The sequence below is a fragment of the Dyadobacter sp. 3J3 genome, from assembly GCF_009801115.1.
GTDB lineage: Bacteria > Bacteroidota > Bacteroidia > Cytophagales > Spirosomataceae > Dyadobacter.
Window position 1 is genome coordinate 381,296 of the sequence record NZ_VTOL01000007.1, and the last position, 22,936, is coordinate 404,231.

24 protein-coding genes are annotated in these 22,936 nt (G+C 39.5%); 11 read left to right on the forward strand and 13 right to left on the reverse strand.

Annotated features, from left to right (window positions below; translation table 11 throughout):
* Nucleotides 1–130 precede the first annotated feature (130 nt).
* The 4 genes from FZF08_RS17345 to FZF08_RS17360 all read right to left on the reverse strand — a co-directional run bounded on the left by FZF08_RS17345 (nucleotide 131) and on the right by FZF08_RS17360 (nucleotide 2,259).
* Nucleotides 131–742, reverse strand: a complete 612-nt coding sequence (locus FZF08_RS17345) for a hypothetical protein (protein WP_159471009.1) — start codon at nucleotides 740–742, stop codon at nucleotides 131–133.
* Between the two features lie 183 nt (nucleotides 743–925).
* A complete protein-coding gene (locus FZF08_RS17350) occupies nucleotides 926–1,261 on the reverse strand; it encodes a Crp/Fnr family transcriptional regulator (RefSeq protein WP_159471011.1) in 336 nt (111 codons plus the stop codon).
* A gap of 21 nt (nucleotides 1,262–1,282) precedes the next feature.
* A complete protein-coding gene (locus FZF08_RS17355) occupies nucleotides 1,283–1,489 on the reverse strand; it encodes a hypothetical protein (protein ID WP_159471013.1) in 207 nt (68 codons plus the stop codon).
* The gene (locus FZF08_RS17360; RefSeq protein ID WP_159471015.1) at nucleotides 1,489–2,259 is read right to left on the reverse strand and encodes a TIGR00730 family Rossman fold protein; all 771 of its coding nucleotides are present in this window, start codon (nucleotides 2,257–2,259) and stop codon (nucleotides 1,489–1,491) included. Before FZF08_RS17360 ends, FZF08_RS17355 begins: the two co-directional genes overlap by 1 nt.
* A gap of 127 nt (nucleotides 2,260–2,386) precedes the next feature.
* Between FZF08_RS17360 and rpiB the strand changes: the two genes are divergently transcribed.
* Nucleotides 2,387–2,818 carry a ribose 5-phosphate isomerase B gene (rpiB, locus tag FZF08_RS17365; RefSeq protein WP_159471017.1) on the forward strand — a complete coding sequence of 144 codons (432 nt, stop codon included), beginning with the start codon at nucleotides 2,387–2,389 and terminating at the stop codon, nucleotides 2,816–2,818.
* 68 nt (nucleotides 2,819–2,886) lie between these two features.
* On the opposite strand, the gene FZF08_RS17370 is transcribed toward rpiB, so the two are convergent.
* A complete protein-coding gene (locus FZF08_RS17370; protein WP_159471019.1) occupies nucleotides 2,887–4,296 on the reverse strand; it encodes a hypothetical protein in 1,410 nt (469 codons plus the stop codon).
* A 186-nt stretch (nucleotides 4,297–4,482) separates the two neighbouring features.
* Between FZF08_RS17370 and rbfA the strand changes: the two genes are divergently transcribed.
* The 3 genes from rbfA (at nucleotide 4,483) to FZF08_RS17385 (ending at nucleotide 8,797) form a co-directional block, all read left to right on the forward strand.
* A complete protein-coding gene (rbfA, locus tag FZF08_RS17375; protein ID WP_137340808.1) occupies nucleotides 4,483–4,866 on the forward strand; it encodes a 30S ribosome-binding factor RbfA in 384 nt (127 codons plus the stop codon).
* A gap of 18 nt (nucleotides 4,867–4,884) precedes the next feature.
* Nucleotides 4,885–6,114 carry an FtsX-like permease family protein gene (locus FZF08_RS17380; protein WP_159471021.1) on the forward strand — a complete coding sequence of 410 codons (1,230 nt, stop codon included), beginning with the start codon at nucleotides 4,885–4,887 and terminating at the stop codon, nucleotides 6,112–6,114.
* An 82-nt stretch (nucleotides 6,115–6,196) separates the two neighbouring features.
* Nucleotides 6,197–8,797, forward strand: coding sequence for a M1 family metallopeptidase (locus FZF08_RS17385; RefSeq protein WP_159471129.1), 2,601 nt, complete (start codon nucleotides 6,197–6,199; stop codon nucleotides 8,795–8,797).
* 69 nt (nucleotides 8,798–8,866) lie between these two features.
* On the opposite strand, the gene FZF08_RS17390 is transcribed toward FZF08_RS17385, so the two are convergent.
* From FZF08_RS17390 to rplU, 6 genes are all read right to left on the reverse strand, one after another.
* On the reverse strand, nucleotides 8,867–9,934 hold the full coding sequence (locus FZF08_RS17390) for a substrate-binding domain-containing protein (protein WP_159471023.1): 1,068 nt from the start codon (nucleotides 9,932–9,934) through the stop codon (nucleotides 8,867–8,869).
* A 470-nt stretch (nucleotides 9,935–10,404) separates the two neighbouring features.
* Entirely contained in the window at nucleotides 10,405–11,460 is a 1,056-nt protein-coding gene (locus FZF08_RS17395) for a ferredoxin--NADP reductase (protein WP_159471025.1), read from the reverse strand.
* A complete protein-coding gene (locus FZF08_RS17400; RefSeq protein ID WP_159471027.1) occupies nucleotides 11,448–12,521 on the reverse strand; it encodes a hypothetical protein in 1,074 nt (357 codons plus the stop codon). The genes FZF08_RS17395 and FZF08_RS17400 overlap by 13 nt, the downstream gene beginning before the upstream one ends.
* 145 nt (nucleotides 12,522–12,666) lie before the next feature.
* Nucleotides 12,667–13,263: a NifU family protein gene (locus tag FZF08_RS17405; RefSeq protein WP_159471029.1), complete on the reverse strand. Its 597-nt coding sequence runs from the start codon at nucleotides 13,261–13,263 to the stop codon at nucleotides 12,667–12,669.
* 169 nt (nucleotides 13,264–13,432) lie between these two features.
* Entirely contained in the window at nucleotides 13,433–13,726 is a 294-nt protein-coding gene (rpmA, locus tag FZF08_RS17410; protein WP_137340813.1) for a 50S ribosomal protein L27, read from the reverse strand.
* 79 nt (nucleotides 13,727–13,805) lie between these two features.
* Nucleotides 13,806–14,117 carry a 50S ribosomal protein L21 gene (gene rplU / locus FZF08_RS17415; RefSeq protein WP_090335300.1) on the reverse strand — a complete coding sequence of 104 codons (312 nt, stop codon included), beginning with the start codon at nucleotides 14,115–14,117 and terminating at the stop codon, nucleotides 13,806–13,808.
* A gap of 337 nt (nucleotides 14,118–14,454) precedes the next feature.
* On the opposite strand from rplU, the gene FZF08_RS17420 reads away from it, so the two are divergent.
* From FZF08_RS17420 to FZF08_RS17445, 6 genes are all read left to right on the forward strand, one after another.
* A complete protein-coding gene (locus FZF08_RS17420; protein WP_159471031.1) occupies nucleotides 14,455–15,063 on the forward strand; it encodes a thioredoxin family protein in 609 nt (202 codons plus the stop codon).
* A gap of 52 nt (nucleotides 15,064–15,115) precedes the next feature.
* Nucleotides 15,116–16,018, forward strand: a complete 903-nt coding sequence (locus FZF08_RS17425; protein ID WP_159471033.1) for an SMP-30/gluconolactonase/LRE family protein — start codon at nucleotides 15,116–15,118, stop codon at nucleotides 16,016–16,018.
* 105 nt (nucleotides 16,019–16,123) lie between these two features.
* Entirely contained in the window at nucleotides 16,124–16,810 is a 687-nt protein-coding gene (locus FZF08_RS17430; protein WP_159471035.1) for a DUF1361 domain-containing protein, read from the forward strand.
* Complete coding sequence (locus FZF08_RS17435; RefSeq protein ID WP_159471037.1) at nucleotides 16,785–17,171, forward strand: diacylglycerol kinase family protein; 387 nt, start codon at nucleotides 16,785–16,787, stop codon at nucleotides 17,169–17,171. The genes FZF08_RS17430 and FZF08_RS17435 overlap by 26 nt, the downstream gene beginning before the upstream one ends.
* A gap of 30 nt (nucleotides 17,172–17,201) precedes the next feature.
* Complete coding sequence (locus tag FZF08_RS32205) at nucleotides 17,202–18,320, forward strand: hypothetical protein (RefSeq protein WP_159471039.1); 1,119 nt, start codon at nucleotides 17,202–17,204, stop codon at nucleotides 18,318–18,320.
* 31 nt (nucleotides 18,321–18,351) lie between these two features.
* Entirely contained in the window at nucleotides 18,352–18,648 is a 297-nt protein-coding gene (locus tag FZF08_RS17445) for a transcriptional regulator (protein ID WP_159471041.1), read from the forward strand.
* Nucleotides 18,649–18,724: 76 nt separating this feature from the next.
* Here FZF08_RS17445 and FZF08_RS17450 read toward each other — a convergent pair whose 3' ends face one another.
* Complete coding sequence (locus tag FZF08_RS17450) at nucleotides 18,725–19,237, reverse strand: DUF2911 domain-containing protein (protein WP_159471043.1); 513 nt, start codon at nucleotides 19,235–19,237, stop codon at nucleotides 18,725–18,727.
* Between the two features lie 98 nt (nucleotides 19,238–19,335).
* Here FZF08_RS17450 and recG point away from each other — a divergent pair, with 98 nt between their 5' ends.
* Nucleotides 19,336–21,456 carry an ATP-dependent DNA helicase RecG gene (recG, locus tag FZF08_RS17455; protein ID WP_159471045.1) on the forward strand — a complete coding sequence of 707 codons (2,121 nt, stop codon included), beginning with the start codon at nucleotides 19,336–19,338 and terminating at the stop codon, nucleotides 21,454–21,456.
* A gap of 66 nt (nucleotides 21,457–21,522) precedes the next feature.
* Here recG and FZF08_RS17460 read toward each other — a convergent pair whose 3' ends face one another.
* Nucleotides 21,523–22,869 carry an FGGY-family carbohydrate kinase gene (locus FZF08_RS17460; RefSeq protein ID WP_159471047.1) on the reverse strand — a complete coding sequence of 449 codons (1,347 nt, stop codon included), beginning with the start codon at nucleotides 22,867–22,869 and terminating at the stop codon, nucleotides 21,523–21,525.
* Nucleotides 22,870–22,936 lie beyond the last annotated feature (67 nt).

Genomic DNA, 22,936 nt, shown 5'->3' on the forward strand with positions numbered 1-22,936 from the left:
ACTAATTTGTGGCCAATACTGGATACAAAAGGGAAAGCAATGTTGCTGACAATAATTAAAAAGCGAAGTGATTTTGTTATGACCATTTTCTGTAAATATCAGGTTTCTATGGCTAAATTCCCAAAGTCATTCAATGAAGTTTTTGAGTTAATTGGATTAAATCATTGATCATCGACATTATATACATTAAGAAGTAAAAACCCGTAAAACAGGTAAATATAATGCGGACCAGATTTCTGAAATTCATAGTTTCACCCCAAATCATTCGTATCATACCGATGATAAAAAAGATAAAGTAAATGAGTATCCAGAATATATCTATTAATGAAACACCTACTGGCGGAAATAAATAATAATCAAAAAGGATTGTCAGATAACAAGCTACACAAGTTCCGACAAGCAGAAATCCAATATGCCATAGATTATATTTTGCAAGTTCGGCCTTTTCTTTCTCCTTCCTGGCTTGGGAAAATGACATGATCAACCAGATCCCAAAATCATAAACAGAATAAGCGGTCAACAAAACATAGCCGAGGTCGTACCAGCCACGGAAAGATACTTGCAAATTGCTGATACGAATTAATGGAATAACATCGAAAGCAACGTAAGTCAAAAGTAAAGCTGTTGCAACGAATCCAACGTAGCAAAATATCTGATTCTTCGTTCCCAGTAGTACTTTCCAGGAATCTATTAAATCATAAGTAACAAAAATGGTGTATACGCAAACTAGGATAATTTCCATTGCATTAGATTTGGAGTGTTTAATGACTTCAAATCTCTGCTAATTAGAAATTGATTCCTTTGATAATTATCAAAATCAAGTTATCCACTATTACAAAATTTTAATCAAATAAGATTAAATAGGTTCAATTCTTAAAGAAATATTCCGAGCCAAAATAAAAGCTAATCGCTAATAACCAAAAAGCTATTTCCTCGCCCGAATCCGACTCAAATGCTCCTGAGAAATCCCCAGATAAGAAGCGATTTGACCTAACTTAACCTTTTTCAGAATATCAGGAATTTGCATCAGCAAACGCTCATATCTTTCCTCGGCTGTGCAAAAGGCGAAGAGTTTCATGCGTTCATCCAGCAAAAGATAATTATTGGTGATCAGTAAACGTCCAAGTCTTTCCACGCCAGGACATTTTTTAAAAACGGGTTCGATTTTATGATATTGAAGACTCCAAACCACTGAATCTTCCAGGATTTCAATATTGTATTGGGAAGGTTTCCCTGTAAATAAACTGTCAATTGCGCTCACGATCTGGTTAGCAGATGCAAACTAGGCTGTCACTTCTTTTCCATCTTTGTAATAAAAAACACGGGCAAGCCCACTTTCAAGAAAATGGAATTCCTTGCATACATCGCCGTTTTGAAGCAGCAATGTATGCTTGGGAATTGTTCTATGAATCGTAATCTGATTAATCGCCACCGCGGATTCCGGCGGCAAAGGAGTAAGCTGACTTAAATAATTAATGAAATAATTCATTAAAAATTCGGTTTCAGCAAGTATTTCGAATAGAATTCATCGATCACATGTACAACCTCATCCGGAGTATCCACAATACTGATCAATTTCAAATCGGCTTCGTTAATATTACCTGCCGCCAGCATCGTATCTTTTATCCAATCCAATAAACCAGACCAATAGCTGCTACCAACCAAAACAATCGGGAAACGGGCAATTTTCTTTGTCTGGATCAGAGTCATCGCCTCAAACAATTCATCCAATGTTCCAAAACCACCAGGCATTACAATAAAACCCTGTGAATATTTAACAAACATCACTTTACGCACAAAAAAGAAATCGAAATTAATGTTTTTGTCGTGATCAATGTATGGATTACTGTGTTGCTCAAAAGGCAATTTGATATTCAAACCTACCGATTTACCACCTTGCTCAAATGCACCTTTATTACCTGCTTCCATGATACCGGGTCCCCCGCCTGTGATCACGCCGTAGCCGTGACGCACCAATTTTGCCGCAATATCTTCGGTAATTTTATAGTAAGGATTATCAGGTTTCGTCCGGGCAGAACCAAAAATGGTCACACAAGGACCGATCTTTGCCATTTTGTCAAAACCTTCGACAAACTCAGCCATTACTTTAAAAATAACCCAGGAATCCGCACTTTTTATTTCACTCCAGTTACGGTCTTCAAATGCTTCTTTGATTCGTTTTTCATCATCCGGAACGGCGGGGTTAAGAAGGGATACGTCAATTAATTTTGAATTTCCATCTTTTAATTCATCACTCATATTTCAAAAAAATTTTAGTTCATTGATTTGCTGTTACCTTTGTTTTCCTTTTTTAAGAGAGGTGAGAAAATTTAACAATTTCCTATACAGAATTGTTATAAACCTGGACACAATTAACAAAAAAGTAATGAAAAAAATTGCTATCGGTTCCGACCATGCTGGTTTTCCGTACAAGGAACCTATTACCACCTGGCTTACCAATAACGGTTATGAAGTAAAAGATTTCGGAACGTACAGTTCCGAGTCCGCAGATTATGCAGATTTCGCACATCCTGTGGCCAGCGGTGTTGAAAGCAATGAATTTGAAAAAGGAATTCTACTATGCGGAAGCGGACAGGGCGTTTGTATTACAGCCAACAAACATCAGGGAATCCGTGCTGCTTTGGTGTGGGATCTTGAACTTGCGGCTTTGGCACGTCAGCATAATGACGCTAACGTCATTTGCATTCCAGTACGCTTCATAACCTTGGAAAACGCAATTGCGAGTATCGAAGCATTTTTAAATACTGAATTTGAAGGAGGAAGACACCAGACGCGCGTTAATAAAATCGCATGTTGAAAAATATAAGTCACTGTTAAAAGTAAGACCGACCATCGAAAATGGCCGGTCTTTACTTTTTAACTAAATTAAATTTTCTGATAAATCCCCTTCCACTGGCTTAGCTTATATTGACTTTGCAGAGCAGGAACACGTGATAAAAGTTTCGGCATCAGGTTTACTTTATCAATAACATAATCCGGCGGATCTTTTCTAAAATTGTCGTAGACGTGGATAACGCTGTCAAAATGATCCAGATTTCTTAAATCGTAGCTTGATAAATCCCAGTTTAAATAGGGTGTGGCACTGAAATTTTCGGTATACTCACCGTCATGCTGTCCCAAAACAAGTATTCTTTTATTCCGTATTTCCAGAGGCAAGGAAGCCGTTTTGGAGCGCAGGTTTTCCAGTTTGCCCATGGAAATTCCTGGTAAAATTCCTCGTGTGCCCTGATATTGTATAAACACGATAATGGCTGTCATCATCACAAACTGGAATTCATCCCCAATACTTTTTCTTTTGAAACTCTGAAAATAATGCGTTGCAAAAAAAGCAGCCGGAGGAATAAAAATCACAAACTGCATCGGGGCCAGATATTGCATCAATGGAATTGTAAAAACCGCTACAATAAACCACAAAGCCATTACCTGCTGAATTCTGGTTTGATAATTGACAAATCTTAACGTTGTAAAAATTCGTGTAAAACCCATAATCCCGAAACCTAACGGCAAAATCAGCGATGCGATTAAAGAAGAAAAGTCGTTGAGATTGTATTGTTTAACTTGAAAAACAGACGTCAGCAAATTGCGGTTAAGACTTTCAATCCCATCGTTCATATAGAAGAATAACAGTACCATGAGCAACGGAAAAATGGAGCCAAAAAGTCCCAATAAATGATGACGGATTGTTGCGCCCGTATAAAATAGCAAAGCCAGAAATGCCCAGACCATGAATAAGGAAGCAGGCAAATAGAACAGGGTTGCAATTCCAATGTAGAGCCCCATTTCAAAAACCTGGTTGGTAGCCTCTCTTTTTACCAATATTTTTACGATTAAACCAAAAGCAAAAAGTAAAAACGTATTCGCCATCAGCATAGGCGAAAGTGTGCCGAGGTCAAACGATATATTCAGGAAGATTGCGTACAAGGCACCGGGAATGTAGGTACGCTCAGGAAAAACTTCACGGGAATAAATGACATAATTAAAATAAAGTATCTGGATAATTCCCAGTCCGGCAGCGGCCAGCTGATAAGCCCACTGCGCCCTCCCGAACAATGAATCAATGAGCCAGTAAGTCAATCCTGAAAACGGACTGACATTATCCCAGACATCCCGGTAAAGCATAAAACCATGGTTCATTTGCTCTCCGACAAGCATCCAGCTCAATTCAGGTATCAGCAAAGGTATTCCCCCAAAAAAGAACGGCAGCCTTAGTAGCAGGAAAAATACCACTAAACTAATCATCTGATAAGCTGCATTAACCCGAAAAAAACTAAGCAAGAAACTGGATGGTTAGATAGGACGACATGAATACTTTCACGAAATTACAACGGAGGGGTCTACAAAAACAAAATAAGTATGGATATTTGTATTAAATATAGAAGGTAAGACAAGTTAAGGGTGATAGCGGAAAGGTTTATCAAGATGATTAAACTAAAATTCCAAAGTTGCCAATCAGAAAAAAAGATGGAATCGAAGAGACAACAGAAAGTAGGTAGACAAATCCAAAAGGATTTAGGTGAAATTTTCCAACAAGATGCAAAACATTTGGTAAACGGCACTTTCGTGACGATTACAGCCGTACGCGTTTCTCCTGATTTGGGAATTGCACGGGCATATCTAAGTTTTTTACCAGAAAAGAACAAGTTATTTTTACTTGAAACGATAAAGGAAAACACCAAATTTATAAGACAAAAACTGGCTGAACGTGTTCGTCATCAGTTAAGAATTGTGCCTCATTTACAATTTTACATTGATGATACTGCCGAATACGCAGCAAAAATGGACCTATTGTTTGCAGATATAGTAATACCTCCTGCGCAACCAGACGAAGAAGAAGAAACGAATTGATCTTTCGCGTTACTGACAATGAACCTTTCGTACCGAATTGCCATTCGCTATTTTTTTTCCCGTAACAAACGCAGCTTCATCAGTGTGATAGCGCGCATCGCCATGGCCGGTGTTGCAGTGGGCACAATGGCAATGGTTGTGGTCCTTTCTGTTTTTAACGGAATGGAAGATTTGAACCGGAAAATGTTTAAAACTTTTGACGCCGACGTGACCATTACGCCTGCTGAGGGAAAACGTTTTCTTGTTTCTGATTCTCTTCTGAAAATTGTAAAATCAGTAGAAGGTGTAAAAATTGTGACGCAGGTTATAGAAGATAATGCACTGGCCCGTTATGCCAATCAACAAACCATTGTAAAGCTTAAAGGCGTTGACAGCACGTTTTCAAGACGCGGACAACTCGACACGGCTTTGGTTGAAGGTTCATTAAAATTGTACGGGCACAACGGAACACCCTATGCTGTGATTGCAGAAGGTGTCAGGAATGCATTGTCCATATCGTTGCAGGATATCATAACGCCTTTGGAATTGTGGTATCCCAAAACAGGAACAAAAACGCTGAATGTGACTTCTACCGAGGCTTTCAATCAAACTGTAATCCGTCCTGGCGGTGTTTTTTTTATTGAAAACAGGTATGACGATTATGTCATTGCACCTCTGTCTGTCGTGGAATCTCTCTTACAATATAAGGGTCAGCGCTCTTCACTGGAAATCACAATCCTGGCAAAACCTTATCTTGAAAAAGACGTTGCCCGGGACATATCAGCGAAAATCGGCACTCAATTTATAGTCCGTGACAGAGACGCTATGAACGCAGATCTGCTGCGCGCCATTCGTGTAGAAAAATTGTTTGTTGCCGTTACGTTATCCTTTATTATTTTAGTAGCCGCAATCAATATTTTCTTCTCTCTCAGCATGTTAGCGATTGAAAAGAAAAAAGATGTTTCCATGCTTTATGCATTGGGTGCTACGCCTTCCCTGATCAGAAACATATTTCTGGCAGAAGGAGCCATAGTAGCCTTGTCAGGAGCGATTGTCGGGATATTGAGTGGCGTCCTTATTTGCTGGTTACAGATGAGCTACGGACTCGTCTCTATGGGCTTGTCCACAGCACTTGTTGATGCTTATCCTGTAAAATTAATCTGGCAGGATATACTTTTAACCGCAGGTATTATCGTTATCGTAACCCTGGCCGTTTCATACATTCCGGCGCGGCGTGCTGCATTATCCGGCCAGACCCTGATCGTTTAGATCAGACTGATTTCAAAGTAATCCGATTTAATACTTCAACACGTTGACCACAACTAAAAATATGTCCAAACCAAAAGCAGATATGACCGCTAATAAAAATAACGTTTTACTACGTAACGGCCTCTGCAACTTCTTTGGAATAGCCTTGTTCTTTATTGCTTTTGGCGCCAACGCCGGTGATCATACAGCCAAAAGAGATACAGTTTTAAGAAGAAATCCCGGTGTCATTACGCGTCAGGGCCCTTATCGTCCTTCACGTACTCTGAAACATGATCTTATTCACACACGTCTTGATGTTGAATTTGACTGGCTTCGTCAGCATGTACATGGCACTGCGATCATTTCCATGAAATCGCATTTTTATCCTCAGAATACGATTGAACTGGATGCTAAGGGATTTGATATCAAAAGTATCACACAGCTTTCAGATGCAGGGGATTTCGGCTCTGCTTCACTGAAAGAACTATCGGGAAAGTCTGCTAAAAAACTGGATTTTACTTACGATAAACGTAAGCTGATTATCAAACTCACAAAAGAGTACACGGCAAAAGATACTATTGTTGTTAAAATTGACTACGTCGCCAAACCTAACGAGCTGCCCAGCGATGCGCAGAACGAAAATCCGAATGACAAGGGATTGTACTTTATCAATCCGGACGGAATGGAGGAAGGGAAACCAAAACAAATCTGGTCACAAGGTGAAACAGAAGGCAGTTCCTGCTGGTTTCCTACCGTTGACGCTCCGAATGTAAAATTCACACAGGATATTTACCTTACCGTTGACAGCACTTATAAAACGCTTTCCAATGGGTTACTCATCTCTCAGGAGCCTGATAACAGCGGTTTGCGTACGGATCATTGGAAACAGTCACTTCCCGCGGCTCCTTACCTGACCATGATTGCCGTTGGCGATTTTGCCGTTGCAAAGGATATGATGCCTAACGGATTGGAACTTAGCTATTATGTTGAGCCAAAATACGGCGGAGATGCACATGCCATTTTTGGCCGTACACCTGAAATGATGGCATTCTTTTCAAACATTTTCGGAATTGAATATCCCTGGGAAAAATACGCGCAGATTGCTGTAAGAGATTTTGTGGCTGGTGCGATGGAAAATACCACAGCGACGGTCCATGAAGAAGGTGTGCAAACAGATGCCCGCTCTATTTTGGATGGAAATTCGGATGCGGTCATCGCGCATGAATTGGCGCATCACTGGTTTGGTGATTACGTGACAGCCGAAGAATGGGGGCAACTACCTTTAAATGAATCATTTGCTAATTATTCTGAATATTTGTGGAGTGAGTATTATATTGGTAAAAATGAAGCAGACTGGCAGAATTTGCAGGAATTGAAAACCTATCTGGCCGAAGCGGAAACGAAGCAAGTTCCGATGATCCGGTATTTTTACAAGGATCGCGAAAATATGTTTGACAGTCATTCTTATGCAAAAGGAGGTAGAATTCTGCATATGCTTAGAAAATATGTTGGCGACGAGGCTTTTTTCAAATCGCTACAAACCTATCTGAAAGCACATGCTTTGGGAACTGCCGAAATTTCGGATCTCCGAGAAGCTTTTGAAAAAGTAACAGGCGAAGATTTGAACTGGTTTTTTGACCAATGGTTTTTACGTCCGGGACATCCTCTGTTGAAAATAAAACAGGAATATTCGACTGCTACAAATAAGGTTTTGTTGAAAATTACACAAACCCAGGACACGCTGGCTTCAACGGTTTACAGACTTCCTTTGAAAATTGATGTTTGGTCGGGGGGGAAGAAAAACCGTTATAATGTGCTGATCGACAAGGTAAATCAAACACTGGAATTCCCATCCGCCAAAAAGCCCGATCTGGTAATTTTTGATGCTGAATCTCAGTTATTAGGTAGTGTTGAACAGGAAAAAGACCGTGCAGAACTGGTTTATCAATACAACCATTCGGATCAGTTTTTACAAAAATATGAGGCACTGGCACAATTGGAAGGTAAATTAAAGGATTCCACGGCTCGAAATGTTTTGATCAAAGCGATGACAGATCCTTTCTGGAAACTTCGTCAAATGGCTATTTCAAATTTCGCTGAATATGACGGAGAAGGTTTTGCTGAAATTGAAAAGATCATCCAGAGCCGCGCTCGTACCGACAGACATCCGCAAGTGCGTGCAGAAGCGATCATCACGCTTGCTACTTTTGGTGATAATAATAATGACCCTATTTTCCGTGAAGCATTAAGTGACAGCTCTTATCAGGTTGTTTCCGTTGCTCTTGACAAATACCTTGTCAACCAACCAGCTGATGCAAAAGATGTAGCCGCACAATTTGAAGATTCTCCTGATGATGCGGTTGTAGCTTCGGTTGGAAATTATTACGCAGGCCTAGCCGAACCTGATCGTTATGAATGGTTCCTTGAAAAAATGAAGCGCATGAAGCCAACCGAAAAATATAATTTCCTTCAGGTTTTCGGGAAATATCTGATCAAGTCAAAACAGGATGTTCAGCGAAAAAGCATTCCGGTTCTGGAAGGCATGGCGCGCAATAATCCATCCTATTTTGTTCGCTTCGGCGCTTATCAGGCTTTGGGACTGCTAACCGATATTCAAGGTGTTCCATCAATCCGGAAAGATATCCGGGCAAAAGAAACGGAGCCTAAGCTGAAAGAAATGTATACCCAATTTGGTGAATTATAAGATTTCAGATTTAATAAAAAAGAGGATTTCGGCCAGGCTGAAATCCTCTTTTTTGTTTAATACCTTTTCCTATTGTTCCGGATCCAGATAATATTCCAGATTTTCCAGCGTGATAATATCCAACGGGAGAAATTTGATCGGAGCAATATCTTTTTTAAAGACAAGGTAATTGGCAAGCTGAAATATACCCCAATAGCCCTGCCCCAGAGGATTTTGATTGATCACAAAATCAATATAGCCGTTATTGATATAATGTATATTGCGTGGAATTAGATCGTATCCGATCAGTTTAATATCGTTGATTTGATTTCTCTCGAGATAACCGGCAATTTCAAAAGCCTTCGAATTGGTAACATAAATTGCTTTCAGATCAACCGCGGAGTTTATTATTTGATTAAATTTTTCATCAAATGATTCCCCTTGGATAAAATTGATTTCAGTCTCAATCACCTTGTATTTATCTTTCAGGTTATTCTTAACAAAATAATCCTTGAACCCTTTTTCTTTGGTTATAAGGTGGGCAGAGTTGGGTAAATCTTCATTGATGTGCAAAACCATCATGGTACAGGCCGACGGCAGCCCAAAAGTCAGGATCTTAGCCGCTAAAAATCCGCTTTGATAAGAATCCTGCCCGATGTAACACAGCGGGTTGACATCCGCGATCTGGGTGTTGAACAGCACATAAGGAATATTAGATTTTTCCCATTCTTTAAAAAAAGGAAGGACCTCTTTGTAAAATAATGGTGCAACTAACAATCCATCCGGATTTTCGTTTGTAGCCTCTCTCGCTTTTGAAATAAATGAATTCTCATCGTGCGGATCAAAAATAAACCGGCTTATTGAAATCCCGTATTGTCTTAATTCTTTTTCGGCTTTGGCAAGTCCTATTTCAGGAGCCTCCCAATATGGATCCGTTTTGGGATCAGGAACCAGTGCAATGAATTGGTAGGTCCGTTGTGTTTTCAATGACTGAGCCAAAAAATTAGGCTCATAATTCATTTCTTCAATAATTTTCAAGACTTTTTCGCGCACCTCGTCTGACACCCGTCCACGGTTATGCAATACCCGATCCACCGTCCCTTTCGATGTTTCTGCCCTCTCCGCGATATCTTTTATTCTTACAATTTTCTTTTTCACTGGTGCTCTACAATAACGAACGGGAATTTACCCAATAGTATCTATATAAAAATAGTACAATTATTAACTAAGTGGCCAAAATCTTAGCAAATGGTAACGAAAACTCAAAAAACAATAAAATTTCAATACAATATTTAAAATTTCCTTGATTTTTAAATATTGTGTACTAGATTTACAAATCTAACAGCAATTGTACTAAAATAATATGTGTTCGTACACATTGCAAGAAAATTACTGTGTGCTCGTGCACTTTTACTTAAAAATGCTTGCATCATAACAGATTACAATTAATTTTGCATTATAATAAAATATCGTTAGAAAATTTGTCAGTTTAAAACTAGAACCATTGTTTTGTTTAGCATTTTCCAAACACATAATATTATTCCTAAACCCTTATAAAATTACCTACTAATTCTAAACTCTTTAACCGGGCGTGCGGATCTTATTCTGCACGCTTTTTTTGTGTTCTATTATTTTATTTCAATAACAACATCATTGCTTTGCGGGTACCCTGTGCATGTCAAAATCCAGCCTTGTTTGAGATCGTTTTCTGTCAAAACATCGTTAATACTCATATGCACAGTACCACTTTTACATATACCGGCACAGGTTGCACATACACCTCCCTTACAGCTATAAGGCAAATGTATCCCTGAATCTAACGCCGCCTGGAGAATTGTTTTATCTGCCGGAACGTATAACCTGTATTCCTGCTCTTTAAAATCTAACTGGATTTCGTACGCCTTACTTTCCTTAGGAGCAGCCGGGGGACTACCAACCACAAAATTCTCTTTTCTAATCTGCTCCTTTCCAAAACCAAGATAATGCAACGTAATTTCAACAGAACGCATTAATTCAAACGGGCCGCAAATAAAAAAACGTGCTTTATCAGGAGAGTATATCAGCGATGCCTTGATCATTTGTTCGAGCCGGGTATTATTAATTCTTCCACGAACACCATTCCAATGATCTGATGGCTGACTGTGTACGTGAATTACATGCAGCCGATCCGGATAGCGCGTTTTCCAGGCTTCTATTTCTTTGAGAAATAAAGTGCTTTTTTCATTTCTGTTGGCATATAAAAGTGTAACGCGACTTACGGAATCGGTTGAAAGTATTTGTTTTAAAATGGAGAATAATGGAGTAATTCCACTTCCGGCACCAATCAGAATTATATCTTGGGGCAAATTATCGGACGGTTCCAAAGTAAAACGACCCGATGCAGGCAAAACAGTGAAAATATCACCTTCATGCACAAAATCAATCCAGAACCGGGAGATTTCCCCATTGGAAATTCTTTTCACAGTAATCGCTGGAAATTCATCTGTTTCAGGCGCAGAACTCATGGAATACGACCGCCTGATTTCATGGCCATGCATATTGATTAGAAAAGTAAGAAACTGCCCTGCTTCATAATGCAATTTCCAGCCATCGATCCTTTCAAATACAAAAGTTTTTATATCATTACTTTCAATAATAATCTGCCTTACACGCAGAAGGATTGTCGCGTCAACTATGTGTTCCATAAAGTTTCATATTCTGCCAGTAACGTCCAGTTATGCGCCTCGCAAAGCCAGTGCATATGGAAGATTTTACTACTTGAAATCTTGTAAAGTATTTTATTTTCATAGGCCGTCATTAATCCGGCGATGAAAAAATAGAAATTTTGAAAATCTCTGGTTGTAAAATCTTCAACGGCGATCCGTTCTGTTTTTATTCCAAATCGTAATAAAGATGTTGAAAGAATAACCCGGTCCATTGGATTTTTAGTTTCTTTCAAAAGATCAATTGTATCGCTGATCAGTTTTTCTTTAATCGGTTTTAACTGAATTGGATCAAAAGAAGCAATAAGCCTGCTCACGTGATACATGATCAGAGGCGTTCGTGGATATTGATGTGCGCAGCGAAACGGAACATCCAGATAACGATCCGTTGCTATTACCGACCTGATATATTCCAGACTGGCTTCATCATGCTCATTAAGCAGCAAATTGTTCTTAAAAACAAAATAAAGAAGATTACTCAAAACGCAAACATCAAATTCAATATACATATTCTTGCCAAACCATGTTGAATATGCTTTCAGTTTATGATATTCCGGATATGTATTTTGAATCCATTGCTTAGATCCGTTTGTATGTTGTATCAACTTTTCCTTTAACCAGAGAACTTCATCTTGTTTCGGATTGGAAGTCAAATACACAAAGGCTGTATCATCCACATCATCCGGAATACGAAAATGTTCAAAATGGCGAAAAAGGTAACCGTTTGGAAAATGTTTTGAAGGTTTTGTCTTCCAGAAATTATATGTTTTCAATCCATTTTTATTCTCAAAATCAGGGTAATTTTGAATGACCTTTGATATAATAACATCAATTTTAAGCTGTGTTTCCAAATCGCAATTCTCACGAATGGACTGCAAGGTGAAAGAAATTATCGCTGAAAAAAAAATCGTAGTATCCGCGCGGCTGTACCCAATCATTGAATTATCCCGATAGGCAGGAAAAATCCCTTCCGGAAAATATCGGTCTCCATCTGACTGAAGTCCACCAATTTTATCAATAAGAAGCTGTAAAGTATTTTCCATTGACCGGAAAGCTAGCAAATTGTCATTAAAAAAAGAAAACCCCGCCGTCTCGGCAAGGTTTTCATTATATCTATAAATCACCAGATACTCATAATTTCATTCGAGCAAGAAGCCAATTCCTAAAAGCTAACAGCCAAAAGCTAAACTACACTCCTTCCGCAACAACTTCTTTCACATCAGGAACCATACGTGTCAATAAATTTTCAATGCCTGCTTTCAATGTCAAAGTTGATGACGGACATCCGCTGCAAGAACCTTGCAACAAAACTTTTACTGTACCCGTTTCTTCATTGAAAGAGTGGAAATTGATAGCTCCCCCGTCCGATTCTACGGCTGGTCTTACATATTGATCCAATGCTGCTTTAATTTTCTGGATGGTGTCAGAATCTCTTGCATCTACGATCAATGTATTTTTTTCAATCGTTTCCTGAAAAAACACAGGATGATTTTCTTCAAAATATATTTTTATAAACTGTTTTGTATCCCGCAAAACTTCCTCCCAGGCGATATCGTCACTCTTGGAGATCGTTATAAAATTGCTCGCTATAAAAACCCTTTGCACATGAGGAAATTGAAAAAGATCCGCTGCCAAAGGCGAAGCTTTACCTTCTTCCGTCGCCGCTTCAAGAGAAGGGTAATCAAAGGAAAGTCCTTCCGGAACCAATTCAAAATTCAACACGAATTTCATTGAATTCGGGTTCGGGCTTAATTCAGTATATACAAAAACGGGACGTGACAGCATGATAATTAATAAAATTCGGTGATACAGGATGATTTGACTCTTTCAATCCTTGCTTAGAACACAGGAAATTTATTTTTGGTTTAAATCAATCCATTTAAAAACAAAAACCCGGCGGAAAAATCCGTCGGGTTTTTAAAAAATTTTACGGCCTTAACCGAAAATCTTTTGACTATGCTTCTGCAACAACTTCAACAGGAGCAGCTGCAACCGCGATAGGTTCGATATGAACAAAAGATTTGTTCAAACGAGTTTTACGGAAAACAACGTGTCCTTCAACCAAAGCAAATAGAGTATGGTCACGACCGATACCTACGTTGTTACCTGGATTGTGTTTTGTTCCACGCTGACGAACAAGGATATTACCCGCTTTCGCGTGCTCTCCGCCAAATAATTTAACACCCAGACGCTTACTTTCTGATTCACGTCCGTTTCTAGAGCTACCTACACCTTTCTTATGTGCCATGATATCTTAACTTTTAATTTTTTCGATGATTGTGAATAAGCCTGATAAATACCAGGCCGCAGCGGAATACCGCTTTTAATTAAGCTACGATTTCGTCAATGCTGATCTTCGTCAAATACTGACGGTGACCATTCTTAACTTTGTAACCCTTACGTCTCTTCTTTTTGAAGACGATCACTTTTTCACCTTTAAGGTGTTCAAGCACCGTAACTTTTACAGAAGCACCTGCTACTGTAGGAACACCCACTTGTACTGTGCCTTCGTTATCAACGAGTAGGACTTTGTCAAACACAAGAGCAGCGTTCACGTCACCTTCAAGCCTATGCGTGAAGATTTCGCGACCCTTTTCAACTTTAAATTGCTGACCTGCGATTTCTACGATTGCGTACATGATAATAATTTATAGTAAACTGATATTCAAAAACGAGGTGCAAAGATAAGCAGATATCCACAGAATCACAACGCTTTATCATAATTATCATTTGAAATATTTGAAAATTGTCTCAACATGTCACCATTTCAGAGCGTATTGCATTTGAAACGTGAATTAATAACTAAATTTCGTATGTTTAGCCGTGAAGTAATTCGCATAAGATTTCACGCATCGTATAATAGGTAAAAAACGTCAATGCCTGCTTTTACCGGCATTAACAGAACTTAACATTTGTTTCGGTTACTTTTATGTTATCTAACGTCATGAGCATTGAATGATCACTAAATTAAAAAAGATGAAACGCTTTGTGTGGATATCACTTATTACGCTGTTTAGTTTAAATTTCGCATTTGCACAAACAGGTGGTTATCAGGTTGGTGACGCAGTGGCCGTTTTTAAATTAAAAAATATTGACGGAAAAACTGTTTCCCTTGCCGACTATACGAATGCAAAAGGAATTATAGTAATATTCACGAGCAACCACTGTCCTTTCGCGAAGGCTTATGAAGACAGGATTATCGCTTTAAACAACAAGTATTCTTCCCGGAATTTTCCAGTGATTGCTATAAATCCCAGTGATCCGGGCACTCATATGGATGATTCTTTTGAAAAAATGAAAGACAGAGCGTCAGCCAAAGGTTACACCTATCCTTATCTGCAAGATGATGCACAGACAACTGCCCGCGCTTTTGGCGTTGCACGGACACCACAGGCTTTTGTACTGACCAAAACAAATGGCAAATTTACCGTAGCTTATATCGGACTGATCGACGATAATCCACAGGATCCGGCAGGTGCAAGTAAATTTTATGTTGATGAAGCCGTAACAAATCTGCTGGAAGGAAAGCCGGTTGTAACCTTAACGACCAAGCCGGTTGGATGCGCTATTAAGTGGAAAAACTAATCTTTAAAATTTACCATTTCAATTCCCTCAATCAACAAAAGCGTTCCCAGCCATGAAAACTTTTATCTATTTTTTGAGCATATTTTGTTCATTAGGATGCATATCTTATGCCCAGACTTCAAGCAAAAAATTTTCAGCAGAAGGCGAATTTACGGCCAACTGTGAAGGTCCGGCTGTTGATTCGGAAGGGAATGTTTATGCAGTCAATTTTGCAAGGGACGGTACCATTGCCATGATGAATAAAAGAGGAAAATCAGGATTTTTCATAACACTTCCAAAAGGAAGTACCGGAAACGGAATACGTTTTGGAGACAAAAATACTTTTTACGTAGCCGATTTTACAGGACATAATGTTCTGAAAGTTGACATCATTACAAAAACCGTTACTGTTTTGGCCAATGAGCCAAAAATGAACCAGCCAAACGATCTGGCTATTACAAAAAGTGGAAACATTTTTTGTTCGGACCCAAACTGGAAAGATGGAACCGGACAGATCTGGCACGTTTCTCCGGAAGGAAAAACAAGATTGGTAGCCGAAAAAATGGGCACTACGAACGGAATTGACATAAGTCCGGACGAAAAAACACTTTACGTCAATGAAAGTGTCCAGCGAAATGTGTGGGCTTTTGATCTTGCTGCCGACGGAACCTTATCAAACAAACGCCTGATCCATACATTTGCTGATGGCGGTATGGATGGAATGCGTTGTGATGTTGAAGGGAATTTATACATTGCCCGTCATGGAAAAGGTGAAGTTGCAGTATTATCGCCGGATGGAAAAGTAATTCAAACCATCACCACAATCGGTAAAAAAGTATCCAATATCTGCTTTGGTGGCAGCAATGGAAAAACCTGCTACATCACCTTGCAGGATCGTGGCTGCTTGGAAACCTTCAAAGCCAAAACGGCAGGCAGAGAATGGCAGATGATGGAAGCTTATTCTGCAAAAAAATAACCCGTCAGATCAATTTATGTTACTGTTAAAAAATTGCACTAATAATTAGTGAATTAAAGTTCTATATATTTACTTTGTAACTCAAAGTACTTTTATATCAATTTTATGACATTGGATAAAATTCTCCGCTATTTACAAAGCAACTCAAAATTTGCTTTGCTCGCACTGGTTTCAGCTTCTTCGGTTGCACTTCTATTTTTTCGTATTGTCGTAACCCAGAATCTGGGATTTATTTTTATGACCTGGAATCTGTTTTTGGCCTGGGTTCCCTTATTTTATATCAAATGGGCTTGGGAAAGAGAACTGAGCCGCCGTACGCCTACTTTTCTGCTTTGGATTCATCTTGTGATCTGGCTTTTGTTTTTTCCAAATGCGCCTTACATCGTCACCGATCTCTTGCATTTGAGAGCTACCCCTGAAAATATGGTTTGGTATGATGCCGTCATGATATTCACTTTTGCCGTTGCAGGTTTTCTTACCGGGCTTTATTCCATAAGAATTGTTCACCGTTTGCTAACCCATCGCTGGAATCAGTATGCAGCATGGCTGATCGTTGCACTTTCTATGTTTTTGAGTGGATTTGGCGTATTTCTGGGTCGGTATGGCCGCTGGAATAGTTGGGACATTGTGTCAAATCCTGTTGCACTTTCGCGCGGTATTTTGAAAAGCATGATTGATCCGTTTGCCATAAAACATACCTTCACGTTTTCGTTCGTGCTGATGTTGTTGTACTTTGCGTTCCATATTTTCGCAGAACTCAATAGAAATGAATCAACCCATAAATATTCGTAAAGCAATTAAAAGTTTCCGCTACGCAGGTTTTGGTATTTATAGTTTGTTTCGTCATGAAAACAATGCAAAAATACATTTATTGGCCGCAGTGGTTGTTTTTGTTGCCGGAATCTTGTTCAAAATTTCAAACATAGAATGGTGTATCATTATAATCCAGATAGCCCTTGTATGGGCAGCAGAAGCATTTAATACAGCCATTGAAAAAATTGCGGATATGATTTCTTCAACGTATCACCCAACCATTAAAATTATAAAAGATGTTGCTGCGGCCGGCGTTTTGATACTTGCCATTTCAGCCATATTTGTTGCCGGTTTCATTTTCCTGCCCAAAATTTGGGATATATTTCAAACGATAAACTAAACCTTCATTTTAGCATCTGACTTAATCTCTATGTCCTCAAATCAAGACTCGTTACACACACTGAACGAAATCCGAAGCCTGATGGAACGGTCTTCAAAATTCCTGTCTCTAAGCGGATTAAGTGGTGTTTTTGCAGGTTTATTTGCTATTATCGGTGCAGCTGTCGCCTACGTTCGTTTAAAAACAGACTGGTTTTCTGAAAGTTTTTCATACACGCCTGCTGCGGCCACAACTCAAAACGAAGCGATCCGCTTTTTACTTCTTGACGGCTTTCTGGTTTTGTTCTTTTCGCTGGCTGTTGGAATTATTTTCACAGTTAGAAAAGGGAGAAAACGAGGTTTTCATGTATGGAATAGCAGTTCGAGACGGCTTTTGTTAAGTATGATGATACCGCTGGGAACCGGCGGTATCTTCTGCCTGGCTATGCTTTCTTATGGATATATCTGGCTGGTTTTACCGGCAACACTAATTTTTTACGGATTGGCACTCGTCAACGCAAGTCGCTATACATGGCCGGAAGTTTCCTACATGGGAATTTTTGAAATTGCGATTGGTTGCACCGCGCTGTTTTTTACCGGATTTTCTTTACTTTTTTGGGCAATTGGTTTTGGTTTGTTACATATTGTCTATGGACTGGCTATGTACAAAAAATATGACCTGGAAGAAGATAAGGCTAAGAATATCTCAAAAACGGGAGGTTTCGCAGTACTGCTTTTTTTAATTTTATCAACCGGTTATTCTCATGCACAAGTTGCGATACCCATAACGGTTGACAGCACGGCCAGAAAATGGTATGATAAAGAAACAATTTACCTACAGGGAAACAATAGTTACATCAAGAATAACATGGTTTATTCAGGACAAAAAGCAATCCGAAGTGAATTCTCAATTTCACCAGGTGGTATGCAGCTTTATGTTCAGTCGAGACGCAGGAAAAATATTGCTTTGGTAATTTCTCTTGTAGGTTCGGCCGGTTCTATAACTTCGCTGGTCACAGGAAATCGCGATGCCTTGAAAAAATTCTTTTGGGTATCGCTGGGAACTGGCCTGGCATCCACTTTGATTACGGCTCAGGCAAATAATTTACGCGATCAGGCCATATGGCTGAGAAACCGCGATGCACTACTTTTTATGGAAGTCAACAAGTAGTTCGGGAATGACTTCATAACTTGCGGGCAGAATGGAATGGTTAGAAAAATTTAATAAAGTTTTTGAAAGTAAAGTACGGCTGGGAATAATGTCGGTACTGGTGGTGAATGATGCTGTAAGTTTTAATGAGCTGAAAGCGCTATTACAACTCACAGATGGGAATCTTGCGTCACATCTTAAAGCGTTGGAGGAAACTGAATATGTACAGTTTGAGAAACAATTTAATGGAAGAAAACCACTCACAACCTATAAGGCCACAGAAATCGGACAGAAAGCATTTACGGATCATCTTCAGGTTTTGGAAAATATGATCCGGCAGAATATGTAAAAACAACTTGTTGCAACAAAAAGAAACGCCGATCCTGATTTCTCATGACCGGCGTTTCTTTTACAATTATTGAAAATTAGAATTTCAAAGGAACAGTAAAACCAGCTTTATCCCACTGGAATTGTAACTCTGTATCTTTTACCGTGAAAGTAAGTTTTTCCATTGATGTAGAATATGTTTTGGCAGGAACCGTAACTTTCAATACATCTTTGTCTTTAATTTCATCATATTTATAAGCTCCCCATTGTTTCAGAGTGCTGTTAAGAATCAAAGTCCACTCCTTTTCGTTTGGCGTTGCAAACAAAGTATAAGTACCGGCTTTAACTGCTTTGCCACCAAACATTCCGTCTTTTTTGAATGTAATTTCAGTAGCATTATTAGCCCCGATTCTCCATACTTTTCCGAAAGGTTCAAGGCTGCCGCTTCCTTCTTTTCCAAAAACAACACGACCGCGTTTTGATGGCTGTCCGTATGCTACTGAAACATTTTTGCTTTCGGCAGTGATTCTTGGGCTCTCAGGCGCAGTTTGTGCTGATGCAAATGATAAACCGACTAATGTTAGGAATAAACTTAAAAATAAAGATTTCATAAACTTGGTTAAGTGATGGTTGTTGTTTCGAGTAACGAAATACGCAATTGAAAAGTTGTTAACCAAGTGATTTAGTTCAAATTTCGTACTTTTGAAAAATGACTTCCCAAGAGCAAATATCCGTCCGAACAAACTTTTTCGATACCAAAATCGAATTCCTGAAAGGCATGGGGCCACAAAGGGCCGCTTTGCTAAACCAGGAATTGGGAATATTCACGTACGGCGATCTGTTGCAGCACTATCCATTTCGTCACGAAGACCGCACGATATTTCACAGGATCAGCCAGTTATCAGAGTTAATGCCATCAGCCCAGATTAAAGGCAGGCTTAGGGATTGGACACTCGTTGGTGAGGGAAATAAGAAAAGACTGGTTGCTCAATTTTCGGATGGCAGCGGTGTTTTGGAACTGGTATGGTTTCAGGGAATTACTTATTTTGAGAAAAGTCTGAGGCCTAATACTGAATATATCGTTTACGGAAAACCGGTCGCTTTTGGCTCCAAATGGAGTATTACACATCCGGAAATTGAATTACTAACAGCCGAAAACGAGAAAGGCGGCTATTGGCAGCCGGTTTATCCTTTAACTGAAAAACTTCGCAGGAGGTTTGTGGATAGCAAGGTTATCGGAAAGCTTATCCGTACCCTGCTTGAAATTTCCAGGCCACATATTCATGAGACTTTGCCTGAAAATCTGGTTCAGAAATACCGGATGGTTACCAAGGCAGATGCACTTTGGAATCTGCATAATCCGCAAAGCCAGCCATGGTTACATCAATCAGAAAGAAGACTGAAATTTGAAGAGCTTTTTTACAATCAGTTCAGATTGATCAAAAACAAGCTTTTACATAAAACTGAATACCCCGGGCAAGTTTTTACAAAAACTGCCTTGCTAAGGGAATTTTACGAAAATCATCTACCCTTTGAACTTACAGGCGCGCAGGTTCGCGTGTTGCATGAGATTCGTGAAGATCTGAAAACGGGTAAACAAATGAACCGTTTGCTGCAAGGTGATGTGGGTTCAGGAAAAACAATTGTCGCTTTTATTACCATGCTTTTGGCATTGGATAATGATGCACAAGCCTGTTTGATGGCACCAACCGAAATTCTGACCGATCAGCATTATCAGGGACTGAAAAAGTTTGCGGATTCGTTAGGTATCAACATTGGAAAACTGACGGGTTCAACTAAGAAAAAAGATCGTGAAATCATTCATTCCCAGCTTCTGGACGGCTCCATGCAAATCATCGTGGGAACTCATGCATTGATCGAAGATATTGTGCAATTCAAAAATCTGGGACTTTGTGTCATTGACGAACAGCATCGGTTTGGTGTGGCGCAGCGAAGTAAACTTTGGGCTAAAAATAAATATACCAGTCCCCATATGCTGGTGATGACAGCCACGCCAATTCCAAGAACGCTGGCTATGACGCTTTACGGAGATCTTGATATTTCTGCGATTGATGAATTACCGGCGGGGAGAAAACCTATTAAAACCGTTCACCGGTATGATGCGCACCGACTTTCTGTTTTTGGTTTTATTCGTGATGAAATTGCAAAAGGCCGACAGATCTACATGGTTTATCCATTGATTGAAGAATCTGAAAAACTGGATTTGAAGGATTTGATGGACGGTTACGAAAGTGTATCCAGAGCATTTCCTGATGTGCCGCTGAGTATTCTTCATGGTAAAATGAAGCCAAAGGATAAGGATTTCGAAATGGCCCGTTTTGTTAAAGCAGAAACAAAAATCATGGTGGCCACGACTGTTATCGAGGTTGGTGTAAATGTGCCGAATGCATCGGTGATGATTGTTGAAAATGCGGAAAGATTTGGTTTATCTCAATTGCACCAGCTCCGTGGACGCGTTGGCCGGGGTGCGGAGCAATCGTATTGTATTCTGATAACCGATTATAAAATCAGCAAGGAAACAAAACTCCGGCTTGAAACCATGTGCCGGACTAATGATGGTTTTGAAATTGCAGAAGTAGATTTACAGCTTCGTGGACCGGGAGATATTTCGGGAACCCAGCAAAGTGGATTGATGGATTTATTGATTGCAAATCTTGCCCAGGACGGAGAAATTTTGAAAGCGGCAAGAATTTCAGCCGAAGCTATTTTGAATACGGATCCGGATTTAGAATTACCTGAAAATGCTCCGATCAAGAAGCATTTGAGCAATATGCGGAAAGAAGAAACAAACTGGAGCCGGATTAGCTGACATTAGATTATTATTGAGAGCTCCAATTGCCAAAGCAAATGGAGCTCTCAATAATAATTCAACTTTTTAAAAACCTGTAACTTCCTTAATTTCTCCTAAAAACTCAAAAGATTGCGGACGTGTTACATGCAAAGCTGCACCAAGTGAAGTCGCATAAGGCAAATCCGTTGCATATACTTTGTGTTCCGGGAAATTGTGGGCTACGAGTTTTGTAAAAATCTCATTTTTCGAGAATCCACCATCGATATAGATAGCCTGTACTTCATTAATTCCGATAAGATTTAATGAAACTGTCAACATATCGGTAAGCCCTTTCAACAAATGATGATACGCGGCTTCGGCTGTTTTAAAAGCACTAACCTGCCATTCTTTTGTATTTGCTTCAGGGAAAGGACCATTACCGGTCATACATGCGGAATAAAACGGCGGTGTATCTGCGTTTAATATCTCTTCATTAAAGACAACACTTTTATAAAAATCAGCATCCTGATTAAAATACTCTGCGATACGGGCAACCTGAAAATCATGTTCCTTACCCATAAAAAGACGCGAAGTTGTAACCCCGCTTCCCTCAGGCGTAAGATAATTCATACAATCCTGATGCAGCTGATTTCCCGTCAAAGGTTTGGAATAAAATGGATTAAAATTAATACACCAGGTACCTGTTGATAAAAGGACAAACGGTGTTTTTATCGCCAAACGGTAAGGTACCAGAGCAGCCGAACTATCATGCAAGCCAAAACCTGACTGCATACTTTTTTCACCATCTCTGTAAATAAATGATGATGAAGCAAGTACGGGAGGCAGTTTTTTCTGAACCGCCTCTGCTTTTACCCATTCGTGATAGTCCCACATTTCAAAACTCCATAAGGCTGTATGGCATCCCAAAGAGGTATAATCACTTGCTTTTCTGCCTGTTAGTAAATATAAAATGTACTGTGGCAAATGCAGGGAAGAAATTATTTTCTTGTAAACATCCGGTTGGGTATATTTCAACCAATACAACTGCATACCCGAATTGAGCATGCCCATCGCGGGCGAACCTGTTTGAAGCGCTATCCTTGTTGGATCACCATGCGTACTGTAAAATTGGCTCAATAACGCATCCGGCAGCGGTTTAAGATAAGAATACAAAGGTGTAACTGGCCTATTACTTGCATCCAGATGAACAAGACTTGCACCATATGCCGCGGCATTCACAGCCTGAATCTGGTATTTCGGATTATTTTTCAGATCCGTCCAACGTTCCTGAACCCATTCTGTAAGAAGTTCAATATCCTCTGTCGGAAATCCGTCCTCATCAACTGTCTCAGGAAGTGATTCTGTTACCTCCTCTACAATCTGATACTTTTCATCAAAAAGTACATACTTTTTATTGGTCCTGCCAATGTCAAAAACCGCCGTTACTTTCATTATTTTGAATGCGCTATCACTTTTAGTCTCCGGAAATCTATTTTTTCGGTTAATATAGTGACTTTAC